Annotated in this window: 18 protein-coding genes; 7 read left to right on the top strand and 11 right to left on the bottom strand. The window is 71.5% G+C overall.

Annotated features, from left to right (window positions below):
* Nucleotides 1-14 precede the first annotated feature (14 nt).
* Both ACFVVA_RS04600 and ACFVVA_RS04595 read right to left on the bottom strand, forming a co-directional pair.
* Nucleotides 15-692, bottom strand: a complete 678-nt coding sequence (locus ACFVVA_RS04600) for an LAETG motif-containing sortase-dependent surface protein (RefSeq protein ID WP_387685648.1) — start codon at nucleotides 690-692, stop codon at nucleotides 15-17.
* A gap of 373 nt (nucleotides 693-1,065) precedes the next feature.
* The gene (locus ACFVVA_RS04595; protein ID WP_387685646.1) at nucleotides 1,066-2,376 is read right to left on the bottom strand and encodes a choice-of-anchor A family protein; all 1,311 of its coding nucleotides are present in this window, start codon (nucleotides 2,374-2,376) and stop codon (nucleotides 1,066-1,068) included.
* 245 nt (nucleotides 2,377-2,621) lie between these two features.
* Between ACFVVA_RS04595 and ACFVVA_RS04590 the strand changes: the two genes are divergently transcribed.
* Nucleotides 2,622-3,593, top strand: coding sequence for a heme A synthase (locus ACFVVA_RS04590; RefSeq protein ID WP_387685643.1), 972 nt, complete (start codon nucleotides 2,622-2,624; stop codon nucleotides 3,591-3,593).
* Between the two features lie 70 nt (nucleotides 3,594-3,663).
* Here the strand turns inward: ACFVVA_RS04590 and ACFVVA_RS04585 are convergent, their stop codons facing one another.
* Complete coding sequence (locus ACFVVA_RS04585; protein ID WP_387685640.1) at nucleotides 3,664-3,996, bottom strand: hypothetical protein; 333 nt, start codon at nucleotides 3,994-3,996, stop codon at nucleotides 3,664-3,666.
* A 72-nt stretch (nucleotides 3,997-4,068) separates the two neighbouring features.
* Here ACFVVA_RS04585 and ACFVVA_RS04580 point away from each other — a divergent pair, with 72 nt between their 5' ends.
* Nucleotides 4,069-4,710 (top strand): DUF2461 domain-containing protein, encoded by a 642-nt coding sequence (locus ACFVVA_RS04580; RefSeq protein ID WP_387685638.1) that lies wholly within the window; start codon nucleotides 4,069-4,071, stop codon nucleotides 4,708-4,710.
* A gap of 50 nt (nucleotides 4,711-4,760) precedes the next feature.
* On the opposite strand, the gene ACFVVA_RS04575 is transcribed toward ACFVVA_RS04580, so the two are convergent.
* A complete protein-coding gene (locus ACFVVA_RS04575; RefSeq protein WP_387685636.1) occupies nucleotides 4,761-5,708 on the bottom strand; it encodes a heme o synthase in 948 nt (315 codons plus the stop codon).
* Between the two features lie 463 nt (nucleotides 5,709-6,171).
* On the opposite strand from ACFVVA_RS04575, the gene tkt reads away from it, so the two are divergent.
* The 5 genes from tkt to pgl all read left to right on the top strand — a co-directional run bounded on the left by tkt (nucleotide 6,172) and on the right by pgl (nucleotide 13,036).
* Nucleotides 6,172-8,271, top strand: a complete 2,100-nt coding sequence (gene tkt / locus ACFVVA_RS04570) for a transketolase (protein WP_387685634.1) — start codon at nucleotides 6,172-6,174, stop codon at nucleotides 8,269-8,271.
* An 89-nt stretch (nucleotides 8,272-8,360) separates the two neighbouring features.
* The gene (tal, locus tag ACFVVA_RS04565) at nucleotides 8,361-9,503 is read left to right on the top strand and encodes a transaldolase (protein ID WP_387685632.1); all 1,143 of its coding nucleotides are present in this window, start codon (nucleotides 8,361-8,363) and stop codon (nucleotides 9,501-9,503) included.
* A 61-nt stretch (nucleotides 9,504-9,564) separates the two neighbouring features.
* Nucleotides 9,565-11,154, top strand: a complete 1,590-nt coding sequence (gene zwf / locus ACFVVA_RS04560) for a glucose-6-phosphate dehydrogenase (protein WP_359912954.1) — start codon at nucleotides 9,565-9,567, stop codon at nucleotides 11,152-11,154.
* Complete coding sequence (opcA, locus tag ACFVVA_RS04555; protein ID WP_387685630.1) at nucleotides 11,151-12,251, top strand: glucose-6-phosphate dehydrogenase assembly protein OpcA; 1,101 nt, start codon at nucleotides 11,151-11,153, stop codon at nucleotides 12,249-12,251. Before zwf ends, opcA begins: the two co-directional genes overlap by 4 nt.
* Entirely contained in the window at nucleotides 12,248-13,036 is a 789-nt protein-coding gene (gene pgl, locus ACFVVA_RS04550) for a 6-phosphogluconolactonase (RefSeq protein ID WP_387685628.1), read from the top strand. The genes opcA and pgl overlap by 4 nt, the downstream gene beginning before the upstream one ends.
* Before the next feature lie 91 nt (nucleotides 13,037-13,127).
* Here the strand turns inward: pgl and ACFVVA_RS04545 are convergent, their stop codons facing one another.
* From ACFVVA_RS04545 to yvcK, 7 genes are all read right to left on the bottom strand, one after another.
* The gene (locus tag ACFVVA_RS04545) at nucleotides 13,128-13,415 is read right to left on the bottom strand and encodes an RNA polymerase-binding protein RbpA (protein ID WP_223245297.1); all 288 of its coding nucleotides are present in this window, start codon (nucleotides 13,413-13,415) and stop codon (nucleotides 13,128-13,130) included.
* Nucleotides 13,416-13,620: 205 nt separating this feature from the next.
* Nucleotides 13,621-13,857 carry a preprotein translocase subunit SecG gene (secG, locus tag ACFVVA_RS04540; RefSeq protein WP_359817184.1) on the bottom strand — a complete coding sequence of 79 codons (237 nt, stop codon included), beginning with the start codon at nucleotides 13,855-13,857 and terminating at the stop codon, nucleotides 13,621-13,623.
* A gap of 87 nt (nucleotides 13,858-13,944) precedes the next feature.
* A complete protein-coding gene (gene tpiA / locus ACFVVA_RS04535; RefSeq protein WP_359912928.1) occupies nucleotides 13,945-14,730 on the bottom strand; it encodes a triose-phosphate isomerase in 786 nt (261 codons plus the stop codon).
* Nucleotides 14,731-14,735: 5 nt separating this feature from the next.
* Nucleotides 14,736-15,947 carry a phosphoglycerate kinase gene (locus tag ACFVVA_RS04530; protein ID WP_387685626.1) on the bottom strand — a complete coding sequence of 404 codons (1,212 nt, stop codon included), beginning with the start codon at nucleotides 15,945-15,947 and terminating at the stop codon, nucleotides 14,736-14,738.
* Between the two features lie 154 nt (nucleotides 15,948-16,101).
* A complete protein-coding gene (gene gap, locus ACFVVA_RS04525; RefSeq protein ID WP_387685624.1) occupies nucleotides 16,102-17,109 on the bottom strand; it encodes a type I glyceraldehyde-3-phosphate dehydrogenase in 1,008 nt (335 codons plus the stop codon).
* A 326-nt stretch (nucleotides 17,110-17,435) separates the two neighbouring features.
* Nucleotides 17,436-18,416 (bottom strand): DNA-binding protein WhiA, encoded by a 981-nt coding sequence (gene whiA / locus ACFVVA_RS04520; protein WP_049649611.1) that lies wholly within the window; start codon nucleotides 18,414-18,416, stop codon nucleotides 17,436-17,438.
* The gene (gene yvcK / locus ACFVVA_RS04515; protein WP_380548970.1) at nucleotides 18,407-19,504 is read right to left on the bottom strand and encodes a uridine diphosphate-N-acetylglucosamine-binding protein YvcK; all 1,098 of its coding nucleotides are present in this window, start codon (nucleotides 19,502-19,504) and stop codon (nucleotides 18,407-18,409) included. Before yvcK ends, whiA begins: the two co-directional genes overlap by 10 nt.
* Between the last annotated feature and the right edge of the window lie 23 nt (nucleotides 19,505-19,527).

Genomic DNA, 19,527 nt, shown 5'->3' with positions numbered 1-19,527 from the left:
CATCGGGCCGGGTGTCAGCTCTCGCTGCCGCCGCGGCGCTTGCGGGCGAGCAGGACGAGCGCGCCGCCGACCAGCAGCACGCCACCGCCGGCCGCCGCGATGATCGGGGTCGAGTCGCTGCTACCGGTCTGGGCGAGCGCCGGCGCACTGGTGGTGGGCGTCGGGGTCGGCGTCGGGGTCTTGCTCGGGGTGGGCGTGGCCGACGGGGTCGGCGTGGCCGGGGGCGTGGTCGACGGCGTGGGGGTCGGGGTCGCGGTCGGCGTCGGCGTCGGGGTCGGCGTCTTGGTGGGGGTGGGCGTGGGGGTGGGAGTCGGCGTGTGGCACGGCTCGATGGTCTTGGTCTCGTTGATGTTCCAGCCCTTCTCGTTCGGGTTCTCCGTGGTGGTGACCACCAGGTTCGCCTTGATCGGGGCGTTGTGATCCTTCACCGGGAAGGTGCCGTGGTACTCCTTCGGGAAGATCTTGCCGTCCAGGACCTTCTCGCCGTCGATGGTGAGGCTGACGGTGTTCTTCACGGTCTCGTTGCCGCTGTAGTTGATCAGATCGATCACGATCTTGTCGCAGGTCACCGTCCAACTCGGCACGTGCGCCGAGGCATTGGTGGCCAGCGCCAGGGGCAGGAGAAAACCGGCCGCAGCCGTTCCGGCAAGCGCCGTCGCACCGATCGCAAAGTGCCGCTGCTGTCGTGCCATTACTTTGTTCCCCTCCGAACGGTCTTGTGCAGCAGGCGTGTTGAGTGGTTCGCGGTGGCCCGCTACGACTGTCCGGGGGACTCTACCGGCACTCCCGCACCCCGCCACACCCCGCCGTACGACCGGATATCGACTGTCCGTCCGTCTTCCGATGTGCATGACCAGCCCATCACAGCCGTCACCTCGCGGAACGCGGATTCGACAAAGCTGAATGGACTTCGTCACCTTCAAGACAGAACGGAGCCCTCGGTGATCGGGTTCAATCACCGAGGGCTCCGATTCAGTCAGCCGACGAACAGCGGGCCATTCCGGCCTTTCCGTCGATTCCGCCCCTCCGCGGCCGGGGGCCGCCGCCGGGGCGGGCTCGACCGGCTCAGGCCTTCCTGGCCGCCTTGCGCCGGGCGGCCACCACGATCGCGCCGCCGGCCGCGAGCACGACCGCACCGCCGATCGCCAGCGGCAGCACCGGGCCGGAGCCGGTGTGCGCCAGGTTGCCGCCCGCGTCCGGCTGGGCGGACGGGCTGCCCGAGGCCGACGGGGCGGTGGTCGCGCCGGTGGCGGACGCGCTGGGCGAACCGCTCGCGCCCGGCGTGCCGGTCGCCGGGGCGGACGGGCCGCCCGAGGGGCTCGCCGAAGCGCTCGGGGAGGTCGAGGCGCTCGGCGTGGCCGACGGCGAGCCGCTCGGCACGGTCGGCGGCACCGTCGGCGTGCCGGACGGCGTCGGCACGGTGCCCGGCAGGCAGCCGGTGAAGGGGTAGTGGTGCGTCTCCGCACCGCCCTTGCCGGTCAGCGAGGCGGCGATCACCGAGCCGTTGACCGGACCGCCGCTGCCGAGGTCGAAGGCGGCGTTCGGCGCGAGCACGGTCCCGGCCCAGGCGGCCTGGCTGTTCTTGACCACCTTGGTGGCGGTCGGGAAGTTCCAGAGCAGCTTGGCCCGGATCGCCCCGCCCGCGGCGCTCTGCAGCTTGTCGTCCAGCACGAAGGCCTTCTTGCCCTCGTCCCACAGGTGGAAGCCGGTCGTCCCGGCCGCCGCCATGTCGTACGAGCCGCCGGTCACGTTGACCACCGTCACCGAGCCGGCCGGCACCTTGAGGAAGACGTCCTTGGCGCCCTGCAGCTTCGCCGCGTCGACGGTGAAGCTGTTGTACTTCGCGTCCCCGCCGGTGAACGTCAGCTTGGCGCCCTCGGCCTGGACGGTGGCGCCGGCGGTCTGCGGCACGGCAGCCAGCGAGGTCGCGGCGGCGCGCAGCTTGGCGAACTCGGCCTTGAAGTCGATCGGCGAGGGGCCCTGGTTGACGGTGCCGGCGTGGGCCTGGGCCACCGCGCCGTCGGCCTTGGAGCCGAAGACGCCGTTGCCCTTCATCACCTGGGTGTTGTGGCCGGTGATCCGGCCCGCCACGACCAGGGCGTTCTTGCCGGGCAGCGCGTCGACCTGGGCCGCGGTGAGCTCCTGGCCGACCGAGAAGCCGCCGGTGAAGTCGGCGTTGCCGCCGACCGCGACCGCGCCCTCGGCGTCGGGGGTGTGGGTGTCGTCGCCCTCGATGAATTCGCCGTAGAGGTTGGCGACCCCGAGACCGCGGCACTCCTGGTCGGCGCCGACGGCCTGGGCGGCCGGCGCGATGAGGCCGGCCAGTGCGAGAGAGCCACCGACGGCGAGCGCGGCGGCGGAAGTGGATATGCGCATGTGCAGGTCTCCGCTTACGTGCGGGAGGAGGTGGGAGAGAGGTCCGAAAAAAGGTATGGACCAGAGGCGCACTCTCTCCACCCGAACCACAATTGGTCAAGACCAATGCGCATCTTGAGGGATTCACCCCTTTTGTCCGCGTGTCCCGTCCCGGCGTGTCGCCGGCCCCGGACTCCGCCGCCCACGGCCGCGCGCCACCGTGCCCCGCCCCAAGATCGCCTGTAAGGCCGCCTACGATTGACCCCGTGCCTAACCCCTTCTCCCTGCTCGCCGAGCGCTGGCAGCCATCCGCCGAGATGGTCCGCCGCGCCACGTTCGCCGCGCTGGTGATGAGCGTGGTGATCGTCGTCACCGGCGGCGCCGTCCGGCTCACCGCCTCCGGCCTCGGCTGTACGACCTGGCCCCGATGCACCGACGAGAGCCTGACGCCCACCGCCGAGATGGGCTTCCACGGCGTCGTCGAGTTCACCAACCGGATGCTCACCTACGTGCTGAGCGCCGCCGTCGGCTGGGCCATCCTGGCCGCCCGCTGCCACCGGCCCTGGCGGCACAGCATGACCCGGCTCGGCTGGGCGCAGTTCTGGCTGGTGATGAGCAACGCCGTACTCGGCGGCATCACCGTGCTGACCGGCCTCAACCCGTACACGGTGGCGCTGCACATGATCGCCGCGATGGCCCTGGTCTGGGTCGCGCTGCTGATGTGGGAGCGGTCCAAGGAGGGCGACGGCCCGCCCCGCCTCGTGGTGCCCCGCCCGGTCCACCAGCTGTCCTACGTCCTGGTCACCGTGATCGGCCTGCTCGTCGCGGCCGGCACCCTGGTGACCGGCGCCGGCCACCACCCCGGCACGCCCAAGGACAACAAGATCGTCCCGCGCATCCCGATCGACTACGACCGCCTCGCCCAGTTCCACGCCGACTTCGCGTTCGTCTCGGTCGGCCTGGCCATCGCGGTGATCTTCGTCTTCGCCGCCGTCAAGGCCCCGCAGCCCGCCCGCGCCCGGGCCAAGGAACTGCTCGCCGTCCTGCTGCTGCAGGGCGTGCTCGGCTTCGTCCAGTACTTCACCGACGCGCCCGAGCTCATGGTCGGCCTGCACATGCTGCTCGCCGCCCTCACCTGGATCGCCGCGCTGCGCGTCCCGCTCGCCCTGCGCACCCGCGCGGACGCGGCGACCGCCGACCAGCTGCCCGCCCAGGCTCCGCAGACCGCCTCGGTCTGACCCCCGGCAGCACCGACGGCCCGGTTCCTCCGCACGGAGGAGCCGGGCCGTCGCCGTGTCCGGGCCGGGTTCAGCCGCCGAGCTGGATGCCGGCCATCCGCTTCCACTCGTACACGCCGGTCTTCACCTTGAGGCCCAGCTCGCCCTCGAAGTCCTCGTGCAGGGTCAGCCCGGCCAGCTCCGCGGCCCGGCGGCCGACGGCGTAGCTGGGGGCCACCTGGTCGCCCCAGGCGCCGTCCGCGCCCACCACGACGATCCGGGTGGCCACGGAGCCGACGTACTCGACGACCGCGTCGGCGCTGCCGCCGTGCTCGCGGGCGAAGCTGGTCAGGTGCTTGGCGATGCGCTTGGCACGGCGCTCGGTACGGGCGTCCGGCGCGGTGGCGGTCTCAACGCTGCTCATGCCCGCATGCTACCCACCGGTAGCGCCGCTGGCGACGGGAGCACCCTGTGCACCGGGCCACATACTGGAGGGGTGACCTTCTCCGGCTGGCCGGCCGAGGCGCTCGACTTCTACGAGCACCTGGAAGCCGACAACTCCAAGACCTTCTGGCAGGCCCACAAGGACGTCTACGACGGCGTCGTCCGGGCCCCGATGGAGCTGCTGCTCGCCGAACTGGAGCCGGAGTTCGGGCCGGGGAAGATCTTCCGGCCCAACCGCGACGTCCGGTTCAGCGCCGACAAGTCCCCGTACAAGACCCACATCGGCGCCCATCTGGAGAGCGGCGGCTACATCCAGCTCTCCGCCGACGGGCTGGCCTGCGGCAACGGCTTCTACCAGCTCGCCCCGGACCAGCTGGAGCGCTACCGCGCCGCCGTCGCGGAGGACGTCACCGGCGCGGAGCTGGAGCGGGTGATCGCCCGGGTGGAGCAACAGGGCCCGCTGGTAGTGGGCCGGGACTCCCTCAAGTCGGCCCCGCGCGGCTACTCCAAGGACCACCCGAGGATCGGGCTGCTGCGCCACAAGGGCCTGGTGGCCTGGCAGGAGTGGGAGCCCGCGAAGTGGCTGGGCACCCGCGCCGCCCACACCCGGATCACCGGCTTCCTGCACGCCTCGCAGCCGCTGCGGGACTGGCTGGACGACCACGTCGGCCCGTCCGGACTGCCCGCCCGCTGAGAACGAGAAGAGCCCCGGTCCGCCTGGACCGGGGCTCTTCTCGTCAGCCTCTACTTCACGAACGGGTCGATCGCGCAGACCACCATCAGCAGCGACAGGTAGGTGATCGACCAGTGGAACAGCCGCATCTCCTTGAGCTTCGCGCCCACGATCCCGGCCTTGGCCCGCCCGTACAGCGCGTGCGCCTCGCGCAGCCAGGCCGCGCCCAGCAGCACCGCGACGACCGGGTACAGCCAGCTCATGTGTCCCAGCGGCCAGAGCGCCAGCGAGACCGCCACCATCACCCAGGAGTAGATGACGACCTGCTTGCCGACCGCCACGTTGCCCTTGATCACCGGCAGCATCGGCACGCCGGCCCGCGCGTAGTCGTCGCGGACCTTCATCGACAGCACCCAGGTGTGCGGCGGCGTCCAGAAGAACACCACCAGGAACAGCACGATCGCGGCCCAGGACATCGAGTTGGTCACCGAGGACCAGCCGACCAGCACCGGCATGCAGCCGGCGATGCCGCCCCAGACGATGTTCTGCGAGGTGCGCCGCTTGAGCCCCAGCGTGTAGACGAACACGTAGAACAGCAGTGCGCCCAGCGCCAGCCCGGCCGACAGCCAGTTGACCCCGAAGCCCAGCAACAGGGTCGAGACGACCGCGAGCACGACGCCGAACACCAGCGCCTCGCGCGGCGACACCATCCCGGTGACGATCGGCCGCCGCTCGGTGCGCGACATGATCGCGTCGATGTCCCGGTCGATGTACATGTTGAGGGCGTTGGCGCCGCCGGCCGAGAGGTAGCCGCCGATGACGACCTTCAGCACCAGCAGCATGTTCGGCACGCCCTGTTGAGCCAGGAACATCACCGGCACGGTGCTCATCAGCAGCAGCTCGATGATCCGCGGCTTGGTCAGTGCGACGAACGCGCCGACACGGGCCCCGAACGGCCGGTGCGCAGGAGTCGCCCCGGTGACCCCGGCGGGACGGGTTTCGACGGCGGTCACTAACACCCCAACTGAAGATGAATCCTCGCAGGCGTCCACAGGAACGAAGGGTCCCGAATCGTCCGCTCTGCGCGTACCACGACACCATAGACGTTCCATATATCGCATCCGGCTCCGGGGTCCCCCGGCGAGGCGGAACGCACACCCCCGGGTGAACCGCCCGGGCGACGCCCCCGGAGGCCTCCGGGGAGGTCCGCTAGCCCGTCCTGACCACCGGAGCGGCGCGGAGCCGCGATTCGGGAGAGTCTGGGACAAATCCCTCCCGGCGTTCCCGGTGGGAATCTGCAGGGGGAATTGCCGGTTGTCCCAGCACGGAGGGTGAGCCCCGACCCGGACGGTAGGCTCGCACGCAGAAGCGGGATCTACCCTCCGTGACCGGCACCACCCAGCGTCGGGACCACAGCGCCGTGGCCGACCCGGTCCCCATTCACGGGGTCACTCTTCACAATGGAAGGAGCCCTGAGACAGGGTGAGCACTGCGCCGACGAACGCATTCGAGTGGACCGATCTGGACGAGCGCACGGTTGACACCGCGCGGGTCCTGGCCATGGACGCTGTCCAGAAGGTCGGCAACGGACATCCCGGGACGGCCATGTCGCTGGCCCCGGCCGCGTACCTGATCTTCCAGCGATTCCTGCGCCACGACCCGACGGACCCGTCGTGGGTCGGGCGCGACCGCTTCGTCCTCTCCCCCGGGCACACCAGCCTGACGCTCTACACCCAGCTGTACTTCTCGGGCTACGGCCTGGAGCTGGACGACCTCAAGGCCTTCCGTGTGGCGGGCAGCCGCACCCCGGGCCACCCCGAGCACGGCCACACCGCCGGCGTGGAGACCACGACCGGCCCGCTCGGCCAGGGCATCGCCAACGCGGTCGGCATGGCGATGGCCGCCCGCTACGAGCGCGGCCTGTTCGACCCGGAGACGGCGGCCGGGGAGTCCCCCTTCGACCACACCGTCTGGGCCATCGTCTCCGACGGCGACCTGGAGGAGGGCATCTCCGCCGAGGCCTCCTCGCTGGCCGGCCACCAGAAGCTGGGCAACCTGGTCGCCCTGTACGACGACAACCACATCTCGATCGAGGGCGACACCGAGACGGCCTTCTCCGAGGACGTCCTCAAGCGCTACGAGGCGTACGGCTGGCACGTGCAGCGCGTCACCCCGAAGGCCAACGGCGACATCGACGTCGAGGCCCTCGCCGGTGCGCTGGCCGCCGCCAAGGCCGAGACCGCCCGCCCGTCGCTGATCGCGATGCGCACGATCATCGCCTGGCCGGCCCCGGACGCCCAGAACACCGCCAAGGCGCACGGCTCCGCGCTCGGCGCCGCCGAGATCGCCGCCACCAAGAAGGTCCTGGGCTTCGACCCGGAGAAGACCTTCGAGGTCAGCGACCAGGTCATCGAGCACGCCCGGCTGGTCATCAAGCGCGGCAAGGCCGCCCGCGACCAGTGGCAGCAGGGCTTCGACGCCTGGCGCGCCGCCGACGCGCACCGGGCCGCCGAGTTCGACCGCATCCAGGCCGGCGAGCTGCCCGAGGGCTGGAAGAAGGCCGTCCCCTCCTTCCCGGCCGGCAAGGACGTCGCCACCCGCAAGGCCTCCGGTGAGACCCTCAAGGCGCTCGGCGCGGTGATCCCGGAGCTGTGGGGCGGCTCGGCCGACCTCGCGGAGTCCAACCTCACCACCATCGACGAGGACAGCTCCTTCCTCCCCGAGGGCAACCCGCTGAAGTCGGCGAGCCCGTACGGCCGGACGATCCACTTCGGCATCCGCGAGCACGCCATGGGCTCGACCATGAACGGCATCGCCCTGCACGGCCGGACCCGCGTGTACGGCGGCACCTTCCTGGTCTTCGCCGACTACATGCGCCCGGCCGTCCGCCTGGCCGCGCTGATGAAGCTGCCGGTCACCTACGTCTGGACGCACGACTCGATCGGCCTCGGCGAGGACGGCCCGACCCACCAGCCGGTCGAGCACATGGCCTCGCTGCGCGCCATCCCGGGCCTGGCCATGGTCCGCCCGGCCGACGCCAACGAGACGGCCGTCGCCTGGCGCACCGTCATCGAGCGCCAGACCAGCCACCCCGGCCCGGTCGGCCTCGCGCTGACCCGCCAGAACGTCCCGACCTTCGACCGCGAGGTCTTCGCCTCCGCCGAGGGCACCGCCAAGGGCGCCTACGTGCTGGCCGAGGCCTCCACCGGCGACCCGCAGGTGATCCTGCTGGGCACCGGCTCCGAGGTCCAGCTGGCCGTCCAGGCCCGCGAGGTGCTGGAGGCCGAGGGCATCGCCACCCGCGTGGTCTCGGTCCCGTCCTTCGAGTGGTTCCAGGAGCAGGACCAGGCCTACCGCGACAGCGTGCTGCCGCCGTCGGTCAAGGCCCGCGTCTCGGTCGAGGCCGGCATCGCCCAGGGCTGGCGCGAGCTGGTCGGCGACCACGGCCGGATCGTCTCGCTGGAGCACTTCGGCGCCTCCGCCGACTACAAGGTGCTCTTCGAGGAGTTCGGCATCACCGCCGAGCGCGTGGTGGCCGAGGCCCACAACGCCCTGCGCTCCCTCGAGGCCGTCAACCGCTAGCGGCACCCGGCCGGGGCCGCCGACCGCACATCGGCGCCCCGGCCCTTCGACCACCCCACGAAGCAGAAGAACAAAGGGACTGAAGCACCATGACTGACGCACTGAAGCGCCTCAGCGACGAAGGCGTTGCGATCTGGCTGGACGACCTCAGCCGCAAGCGGCTGAACTCCGGCAACCTGGCCGAACTGGTGCAGAACAAGCACGTGGTGGGCGTGACCACCAACCCCACCATCTTCCAGAAGGCCATCGCCGGCTCCGGCGACGACTCCTACGACGGCCAGCTGCGCGACCTCGCCGTCCGCAAGGTCACCACCGACGAGGCGATCCGCATGATCACCACCTCGGACGTGCGGGACGCGGCCGACGTGCTGCGCCCGGTCTACGACGCCTCCAACGGCCGCGACGGCCGGGTCTCCATCGAGGTCGACCCGCGCCTGGCGCACGAGACCGCCACCACCGTGGCCGAGGCCAAGCAGCTGTGGTGGCTGGTCGACCGCCCGAACGTCTTCATCAAGATCCCCGCCACCAAGGCCGGCCTGCCCGCGATCGCCGAGGTCATCGGCAAGGGCATCAGCGTCAACGTCACGCTGATCTTCTCGCTGGAGCGCTACAAGGCCGTCATCGACGCCTACCTGACCGGCCTGGAGACGGCCAAGGCCAAGGGCCTGGACCTCTCCCAGATCGAGTCGGTCGCCTCCTTCTTCGTCTCCCGCGTGGACACCGAGATCGACAAGCGCCTGGACAAGATCGGCGGCGAGGCCAGGAACCTGCGCTCCAAGGCCGCGCTGGCCAACGCCCGCCTCGCCTACCAGGCGTACGAGGAGGTCTTCGGCAGCGTCGACGGCAAGACCGCCGGCAGCGCCCGCTGGAGCGCCCTGGAGGCCGCCGGCGCCAAGCCGCAGCGCCCGCTGTGGGCCTCGACCGGCGTCAAGGACCCGGCCCTGCCGGACACCCTGTACGTCACCGAGCTGGTCGCCCCCGGCACCGTCAACACGATGCCCGAGGCCACCCTGGAGGCCACCGGCGACCACGGCGTGGTCACCGGCAACACCATCGTCCCCAACTACGCCGACGCCAAGGCCGTGCTGGACGCGATCGCCGCGGCCGGCGTGGACTACGACGACGTCGTCCAGCTGCTCGAGGACGAGGGCGTCGAGAAGTTCGAGCAGTCCTGGAACGAGCTGCTCGACACCGTCACCGCCTCGCTCGCCTCCTTCGCCGACGAGAAGTGACCCCTGCTCACAGCCAGCGCACGAAAGCGGAGCCCATCAAGTGAGCACTGATTTCCCCGAGTTGACACCGGAATCGGACGCGGACGATCTCCCGCCCACCCCCGTCAACCCGCTTCGTGACCCCTCCGACCGACGGCTCCCGCGCATCGCGGGGCCGTCCGGTCTGGTCATCTTCGGGGTCACCGGCGACCTGTCCCGCAAGAAGCTGATGCCGGCCATCTACGACCTGGCCAACCGCGGTCTGCTTCCGCCGGGCTTCTCCCTCGTCGGCTTCGCCCGCCGCGAGTGGGACGACGAGGACTTCGCCAAGGAGGTCCACGACGCCGTCCGGGACCACGCCCGCACCCCGTTCCGGGAGGAGGTCTGGCAGCAGCTCGCCAAGGGCATGCGCTTCGTCCACGGGACCTTCGACGACGACGACGCCTTCGACAAGCTGCGCGAGACCATCGAGGAGCTGGACAAGGCCCAGGGCACCGGCGGCAACTTCGCCTTCTACCTGTCCGTCCCGCCGAAGTTCTTCCCCACCGTCGTCCAGCAGCTCAAGAAGCACGGCCTGGCCGACCCGCCCTCCTCGCCCGCCAACGGGCAGGAGGGGACCGGCAGGACCTCGTGGCGCCGCGCGGTCATCGAGAAGCCCTTCGGCCACGACCTGGAGAGCGCGCAGGAGCTCAACAAGGTCGTCCACGAGGTCTTCCCCCGGGACGAGGTCTTCCGGATCGACCACTACCTGGGCAAGGAGACGGTCCAGAACATCCTGGCGCTGCGTTTCGCCAACCAGATGTTCGAGCCGATCTGGAACCGGTCGTACGTCGACCACGTGCAGATCACCATGGCCGAGGACATCGGCATCGGCGGCCGGGCCGGCTACTACGACGGCATCGGCTCCGCCCGTGACGTGATCCAGAACCACCTGCTCCAGCTGATGGCGCTCACCGCCATCGAGGAGCCGGCGTCCTTCCACCCCAAGGCGCTGGTGGCCGAGAAGCTCAAGGTGCTCAGCGCCGTCAAGCTCCCGGCCGACCTCGGCCGGCACACCGTGCGCGGCCAGTACGCGTCCGGCTGGCAGGGCGGCGAGGAGGTCGTCGGCTACCTGGACGAGGACGGGATCGACCCGGACTCCAAGACCGACACCTACGCGGCCATCAAGCTGGAGATCAACAACCGCCGCTGGGCGGGCGTCCCGTTCTACCTGCGGACCGGCAAGCGCCTGGGCCGCCGGGTCACCGAGATCGCGGTCGTCTTCCAGCGCGCCCCGTACCTGCCGTTCGACTCCTACGCGACCGAGGAGCTGGGGCAGAACGCCCTGGTCATCCGGGTCCAGCCGGACGAGGGCGTCACCGTGCGGTTCGGCTCCAAGGTGCCGGGCACCTCCTTCGAGGTCCGGGACGTGACGATGGACTTCGCCTACGGCGAGTCCTTCACCGAGTCCAGCCCGGAGGCGTACGAGCGGCTCATCCTCGACGTGCTGCTCGGCGACGCCAACCTGTTCCCGCGCCACCAGGAGGTCGAGCTCTCCTGGCAGATCCTCGACCCGATCGAGAAGTACTGGGACACCCACGGCAAGCCCGCCCAGTACGCGGCGGGGACCTGGGGCCCGGTCGAGGCGGACGAGATGCTCGCACGAGACGGCAGGAGCTGGCGCCGGCCATGAAGATCGACCTCACCAACACGACGTCCAGCAAGATCAACGCCGCGCTGATGGAGGCGCGCCGGGCCCGCGGTTCCGGCGCCGCCGGCATGGTGCTCACCCTGGTGATCGTGACCGACGAGGGCAGCGCCTACGACGCCCTCAAGGCCGCCAACGACGCCTCCCGCGAGCACCCGATGCGCACCCTCGCGGTGATCAAGCGCGCCGGGCGCTCGCCCCGGGCCCGCGCCGAGACCCGGCTGGACGCCGAGATCCTGGTCGGCTCGGACGCCGGCTCCGGCGAGACGGTCGTCCTGCGGATGCACGGCGAACTCGCCGCGCACGCCCAGTCGGTGGTCCTGCCGCTGCTGCTGCCGGACGCCCCGACCGTCGTCTGGTGGCCGGACAACGCGCCGCTGCACCCGGCGCAGGACCCGCTGGGCTCGATCGCCCAGCGCCGGATCACCGACGCCGTCACGGCCGAGTCCCCGGTCGGCCAGCTCGCCCAGCGCGCGCAGAGCTACACCCCGGGCGACACCGACCTGGCCTGGACCCGGGTCACCGGCTGGCGCTCGATGCTGGCCGCCGCGCTGGACCAGCGGCCGTCCACGATCGTCTCCGCGGTGGTCGAGGGCGAGTCCTACAACCCCAGCGTCGAGCTGCTCGGCCTCTGGCTGACCAACCGGCTGCACGTGCCGGTCGAGCGGGTCGTCACCAACGGCCCCGGCATCACCGCGGTGCACCTGCGCACCAAGGACGGGGACATCACCCTGGACCGCCCGGACGGCCTGCTGGGCACGCTCTCCATGCCCGGCTCGCCGGACCGCCAGGTGGCGCTCAAGCGGCGCGAGACCTCGGAGCTGATCGCCGAGGAGCTGCGCCGCCTGGACCCGGACGACATCTACGCGACGGCCGTGCGCACGCCCGTCGACCAGCTGCACGAGCCGGCCAACGCCGAGACCGCGGCGGCGGAGCGGGTCGCCCGGGAGGTCGCCGAGGACGCCGTCGAGGAGGCCGCCGAGGCCGCCGTGGCCAACCCGGACCGGGTGACCGCCGGGACGGCGGACCGGAAGCCCGCCCGGAAGGCCGCCGGCAAGCGCGCCGGCAAGGACGGCGCATGACCAACGCGACCCCCCAGCTCGTCGTCCACCGGGACAAGGAGCTGATGGCCCAGGCGGCCGCGGCCCGGCTGATCACCCGGATCGTGGACGCCCAGGCCGCCCGCGGCAGCGCCTCGGTGGTGCTCACCGGCGGCCGCAACGGCAACGCCCTGCTGGCCGCGATCGCCGCCTCCCCGGCGCGCGACGCGGTCGACTGGGGCCGGCTGGATCTCTGGTGGGGCGACGAGCGCTTCCTGCCCGCCGCCGACCCGGAGCGCAACGCCGTCCAGGCGCGCGCCGAACTGCTGGACGCCGTCCCGCTCGACCCGGCGCGGGTGCACGAGATGCCCGCCTCGGACGGGGTGGACGGCTCGGACGTGGAGGCCGCCGCCGCCCGCTACGCCGAGGAGTTGGCGAAGGCGGCCGGCCCGGGCGACCGGCTCGGCGTCCCGGCCTTCGACGTGCTGCTGCTCGGCGTCGGCCCGGACACCCACGTCGCCTCGCTCTTCCCCGAGCACCCGGGCGTGCGGGAGACCGAGCTGACCGTGGTCGGCGTGCGCGGGGCCCCCAAGCCCCCGCCGACCCGGATCTCGCTCACCCTCCCGGCGATCCGCACCGCCCGCGAGGTCTGGCTGCTGGCCGCCGGGGAGGACAAGGCGGGCGCGGTCGCGCTGGCGCTGTCCGGCCCGGGCGAGCTCCAGGCGCCCGCCTCCGGCGCGTACGGCCGCAGCCGCACCCTGTGGCTGCTGGACCGCGCCGCCGCGGAGCGGATCCCGCCGCAGCTCTACCCGCCGGCCTCCGCGTAGCCGGCCCGGCGATGCCGAAGGGCGCCACCGTCACTCGACGGGTGGCGCCCTTCGTACTTCTCGCCGTTGCGTTCGGACCGTTGCGACGGGCTCAGATCTCGCCGCGGAGCTTCGCCAGCGCCTCGGCCAGGATCGCCTCGCCGTCGGCGTCGGTGCGCCGCTCGCGGACGTAGGCGAGGTGGGTCTTGTAGGGCTCGTTGCGCGAGGGCGCCGGCGGGTTGTGCTGGTCCTGCCCCGCGGGGAAGCCGCAGCGCGGGCAGTCCCAGGTCTCCGGGATCGCCGCTTCGGCGGCGAAGCTGGGACGGGTCTCGTGCTTGTTCGCGCACCAGAAGGAGATCCGGTTGCGCGGGGCGGACTCGCCGCGCTCCGCCTCGCCCATCGGGCCGGCCCCGACCCTGCTGCCACGGATGGCATTGCCACTTGCCACGGTCTGACTCCCTGCGTACTGGTGCGCCGACCCGCCGCGGTGCGCGTCGGTGGCGAAAGTCGTCCTAGTGTAAGCAGGAGTTAAGCATCCGCCACCATCGCCTCCGCACCCGACCGTCCCAGGATAGGCGCTCGGGCGACGGGGCGTCAGGGATACGTCAGACCGAGGTCTTCATCAGCAGGCCAAGGACGATGATGGACGCGAACCATCCCACGCCGACCACGATGGTGATGCGGTCCAGGTTGCGCTCGGCCACCGCCGAACCGCCGCCGGTGGACATCGCGCCACCGCCGAACATGTCCGACAGGCCGCCGCCCTTCCCCTTGTGCAGCAGCACCAGCAGGATCATCAGAAGACTGAAGATGATCAGGGCAATCGAGAACCCGAGAACCACGACGGGACCAACTCTCTCGTATCTTCGGCGAAGGGGCCGGGCCGCGTACGGCGGTCCGGCCCCAAAGCCTACGTTGCTGCGGCGGCGTTAGCCTACTGCCTGCTCACGGTAGCGCACGATCTTGACGAACTCGTCGGCGTCCAGCGAGGCACCGCCGACCAGGCCGCCGTCGATGTCGGGCTTGGCCATCAGACCGGCCGCGCTCGACGACTTCACCGAACCGCCGTACAGCACCCGGACCTTGCCGGCCAGCTCGGCGTCGTACAGCTCGGCGATCCGCTTGCGGATGGCGGCGCAGACCTCCTGCGCGTCCTCCGGGGTGGCCACCTCGCCGGTGCCGATCGCCCAGACCGGCTCGTAGGCGACCACGATCGACTCGGCCTGGTGGGCCGGGACGTCGGCCAGGCCGCCGTCCAGCTGGGCCAGGGTGTACTCGACGTGGGTGCCGGCCTTGCGGATCTCCAGCGGCTCGCCGACGCACAGGATCGGGGTGACCCCGGCCCGGTAGGCGGCCTTCACCTTGGCGTTGACGATCTCCTCGTTCTCGCCGTGGTACTGGCGGCGCTCGGAGTGGCCGATCACCGCGTAGGTGCACTGGAGCTTGGCCAGCATCGGCCCGGAGACCTCGCCGGTGTAGGCCCCGCCGTCGTGCTGCGAGATGTCCTGCGAGCCGTACTTGATCTTCAGCTTGTCGCCGAAGACCAGGGTCTGCACCGAGCGCAGGTCGGTGAACGGCACCAGGACGGCGACCTCGACGGCCTCGTAGTCCTTGTCGGCCAGCGCGAAGGCCAGCTTCTGGGTGTGCTGGATGGCCTCAAGGTGGTTGAGGTTCATCTTCCAGTTGCCCGCCATCAGCGGGAGACGGTCGGTCATGTGTGTCAGTCCTCCAGTGCGGCGAGACCGGGGAGGGTCTTGCCCTCCAGGTACTCGAGGCTGGCGCCGCCGCCGGTCGAAATGTGTCCAAAGGCGTTCTCGTCGAAGCCCAGGATGCGGACGGCCGCGGCGGAGTCGCCGCCGCCGACCACGGTGAACGCGTCGCTGTCGAGCAGGGCCTGCGCGACGGCCTTGGTGCCGTTCGCGTAGTCCGGGTGCTCGAAGACGCCCATCGGGCCGTTCCAGAACACCGTGCCCGCGTCGGCCAGCTTGGCCGCGTACAGCTCGCGGGTCTTCGGGCCGATGTCCAGGCCCTCCTGGTCGGCCGGGATGGCGTCGGCATCGACGGTCGTGGGGTTCGCCGGGGCCTTCGTCTTGAGGTCCGGGAACTCGGCGGAGACCAGGACATCCGTCGGCAGCACGAACTCGACGCCCCGCTGCTCGGCCTCGGCCAGGTAGCCGAGGACGGTCGGGACCTGGTCCTCCTGCAGCAGCGAGATGCCGACCTCGTGGCCCTTGGCCTTGAGGAAGGTGTACGCCATGCCGCCGCCGATCAGGATCCGGTCGGCCTTCTTCAGCAGGTTGTCGATCACACCGAGCTTGTCGGAGACCTTGGCACCGCCGAGGACCACCACGTACGGGCGGGCGACGTCCTCGGTGAGCTTCTTCAGCACGCCGACCTCGGTGGCGATCAGGTCGCCCGCGGCGTGCGGCAGCAGGGCCGGCAGGTCGTAGACCGAGGCGTGCTTGCGGTGCACGGCGCCGAAGCCGTCGCCCACGTACAGGTCGGCCAGCGCGGCCAGCTGCTCGGCGAAGGCCTTGCGCTCGGCGTCGTCCTTGCTGGTCTCGCCCGCGTTGAAGCGCAGGTTCTCCAGCAGCGCGACCTCGCCGTTCGCCAGCGCGGCGGCGGTGGCCGTGGCACTGTCGCCGACGGTGTCGGTGGCGAAGGCGACGTCCTTGCCGAGGATCTCGCCGAGGCGCCCGGCCACCGGGGCGAGCGAGAACCGCGACTCCGGCTCGCCCTTGGGGCGGCCGAGGTGCGAGGCGACGACGACCTTCGCACCGGCCGCGGCCAGCTTGGCGATGGTCGGCGCGACGGCGCGGATGCGGCCGTCGTCGGTGATCGTGTCGCCGTCCAGCGGCACGTTCAGGTCGGCGCGCACGAAGACGCGCTTGCCTTCGACACCGGCTTCGATGAGCTCTTCGATGGTCTTCACGGGGATTCGGTTTCTCCTGGGGAGATGGTTGATGCGCAGTGAGGCGGCACGGCGCAGGGGCCGCCTGAGAAGTCCTTGAGCGCGGAACGAGGGCCCGGTCGGCACCGTACGCCGTCCGGGCCCTCGCCCCTACATCACGTCAGCTCCCGCAACGTCAGAGCTGCCCGCCGACGAGGGTGACCAGGTCGACGACGCGGTTCGAGTAGCCCCACTCGTTGTCGTACCAGCCGAGCACCTTGACCTGGTTGCCCTGGACCATGGTGAGCTGGCTGTCGAAGATGCACGAGGCCGGGTCGTTCACGATGTCCGAGGAGACGATCGGGTCCTCGGTGTAGGCCAGGATGCCCTTGAGCGGGCCCTCCTGCGCGGCCTTCTGGAAGGCGGCGTTGACCTCGTCCTTGGTGACCTCGCGCTCCAGGGTGACGACCAGGTCGGTGATGGAGCCGGTCGGGACCGGGACGCGCAGCGAGGTGCCGTCCAGCTTGCCCTTCAGCTCCGGCAGGACCAGGGCGGTCGCCTTGGCGGCACCGGTCGAGGTCGGGATGATGTTCTGCGAGGCCGCACGAGCACGGCGCAGGTCCTTGTGCGGGAAGTCCAGGGTCACCTGGTCGTTGGTGAACGCGTGGACGGTGGTCATCAGACCCTTGACGATGCCGAAGCTCTCGTTCAGCACCTTCGCCATCGGCGCCACACAGTTGGTGGTGCAGGAGGCGTTGGAGATGATGTGGTGGTTGGCGGCGTCGTACTTCTCGTCGTTGACACCCAGGACGATGGTGACGTCCTCGTCGGTGGCGGGCGCCGAGATGATGACCTTCTTCGCGCCGGCGGCGAGGTGCTTCTTCGCGGCCTCGGCCTTGGTGAAGATGCCGGTGGACTCGACGACGATGTCGGCGCCCAGGGCGGCCCACGGAAGGTTCGCGGGGTCACGCTCGGCGGTCACCTTGAAGGTGTGGCCGTCGACGGTGATGCTGTCCTCGGTGTGCGAGACCTCGGCCTGGAGGGTACCCAGGGTGGTGTCGTACTTGAGCAGGTGAGCCAGGGTCTTCGTGTCGGTGAGGTCGTTGACACCGACGATCTCGATGTCCGCGCCCTGGGCCTTGACCGCGCGGAAGAAGTTGCGGCCGATGCGGCCGAAGCCGTTGATGCCTACCCGGATCGTCACGAACCGATCTCCTCGTTAGGTACGCCGGGCGCGAGGCCCGGCGGGATGAGATTTGGGAAGTCCCCGACCGCCTATGACCCTACCCCTCCGGGGCCTGGGACGGCACATCGCGCCGCCTGGTGAGACCGGGCGTGGCGTGCCCCAAACCCCATTTCAGGCCGTCCGGCCCTGGCCCGCCGGGCAGTTGGTCCCAGGTCAGTGGTCTCTACCAATTCGGGAGTGCCGGGGCTGTCCGGAAACGACCGCGGCCGGCGCCCGGAAGTCCGGGCACCGGCCTGTCGTGATCACGGAGCGTGAGCGTGGGCGTCAGCTCATCGCCATCCCGGTCAGTTCATCGCCATCTCGTCGGTGAGGCTGGCCTCGGTGCTCGGCAGGCCGAGCTCGGAGGCCCGCTTGTCGGCCATCGCCAGCAGGCGGCGGATCCGCCCGGCCACCGCGTCCTTGGTCAGCGGCGGGTCGGCGAGCGCGCCCAGCTCCTCCAGCGAGGCCTGCTTGTGCTGCATCCGCAGCTGGCCGGCCGCGGCCAGGTGCTCGGGCACCTCGTCGCCGAGGATCTCCAGCGCGCGGGCCACCCGGGCGCCGGCCGCCACCGCGGCGCGGGCCGAGCGGCGCAGGTTGGCGTCGTCGAAGTTGGCCAGCCGGTTGGCGGTGGCGCGCACCTCGCGCCGCATCCGGCGCTCCTCCCAGGCGAGCACCGACTCGTGCGCGCCGAGCCGGGTCAGCAGGGCGCCGATCGCGTCGCCGTCGCGGATCACCACCCGGTCGACGCCGCGCACCTCGCGGGCCTTGGCCGGGATGCCGAGCCGGCGGGCGGCGCCGACCAGGGCGAGGGCGGCCTCCGAGCCGGGGCAGGTGATCTCCAGCGAGGAGGAGCGGCCCGGCTCGGTGAGCGAGCCGTGCGCCAGGAAGGCCCCGCGCCAGGCCGCCTCGGCATCGCAGGTGGCCCCGGAGACGACCGCCGGGGGCAGGCCCCGGATCGGACGGCCTCGGCCGTCCACGAGCCCGGTCTGGCGCGCCAGCAGCTCGCCGTCCTTGACCACCCGGACCACGAAGCGGCTGCCCCGGCGCAGTCCGCCGGGGGCCATCACCACCAGGTCCGAGGAGTGCCCGAAGATCTCCAGCAGGTCCTTGCGCAGCCGCCGTGCCGCCGCTCCGGTGTCGAGCTCCGCCTCGATCACGATGCGGCCGCTCACGATGTGCAGCCCGCCCGCGAACCGCAGGATCGCCGACACCTCCGCCTTGCGACAGCAGGCCCGGGTGACCGGGAGCCGGCTGATCTCGTCCTTCACCGCTGGAGTCATCGCCATGGCCCGATCCTTCCATGTGTCCGGAAAATCCGGTCGTACGCTGCCGCCAACAGCTCGGGGTCGTGTCGCGGCGTCCCGTCGGCGCGGGCCACCGAGCCGAGCACCAGAGCCGCTCCCATCCGCTCGGCGGCCTTCTCCAGTCCGTCCAGGTCGGCCTGGCCGAAGGCCCCGCCGGTGACGGCGCGCTCGTCCACCAGGATCGCATCCACGGCGAGGTCCGGAGCGTGGTCGGCGATGACCTCCAGGTGACGCTGCGGCGTGAAGCCCTCGGTCTCCCCCGGCTGGGGGGCCAGGTTCAGGGTGAGCAGGCGGCGGGCGCGGGTCTCGGTGAGCGCCGCGGCCAGCTCGGGCACCAGCAGGTGCGGCAGCACGCTGGTGAACCAGGAGCCGGGGCCGAGCACCACCCAGTCCGCCTCCCGGACGGCGGTGACCGCCTCCGGGACGGCGGGCGGCTCGTCCGGCAGCAGCCGGATCGACTGCACGGTGCCCGGGGTCACCGCGACGTCGGCCTGGCCGCGCACGGCCGTGACCTCGCCGGGCCGCAGCGGGTCGTGGCCGCGGACGGTCGCCTCGATGTCCAGCGGCACCGCCGACATCGGCAGCACCCGGCCCTGCACGTTGAGCAGCCGGCCGACCCAGTCCAGTGCCGCCACCGGGTCGCCCAGCTTCTCCCAGAGCGCGACGATCAGCAGGTTGCCCACCGCGTGGCCGCCGAGCTCGCCGTTGCCGGTGAAGCGCTGCTGGATCACCTCGGACCAGGTGCGGCCCCAGTCGTCGTCCCCGCACAGCGCGGCCAGCGCCTTGCGCAGGTCGCCCGGGGGCAGCACGCCCAGCTCCTCGCGCAGCCGGCCGCTGGAGCCGCCGTCGTCGGCGACGGTGACCACCGCGGTGAGGTCGCTGGTGAGCCGGCGCAGCGCCGACAGCGAGGCGGACAGGCCCTGCCCGCCGCCGAGCGCGGTGATCCTGGGCGCCGGATTGGCGCGGGCGGGGCTGCTGCGGGGACGGCCCGGCGCCGTGGGCCGGGCCGGGCTGCCCGCCCGGTCACCGGTCCTGCTCTGCGGCTGTCGCCCGGGCACGTATCCCGCCACACTCACCTCGCGTTCCTCGGCCC

Source organism: Kitasatospora sp. NPDC058048 (genome assembly GCF_042885555.1).
GTDB lineage: Bacteria > Actinomycetota > Actinomycetes > Streptomycetales > Streptomycetaceae > Kitasatospora > Kitasatospora lactacystinica.
The sequence above is the reverse complement of the archived record's forward strand: the minus strand, read 5'-3'. Positions and strand labels throughout refer to the sequence as shown.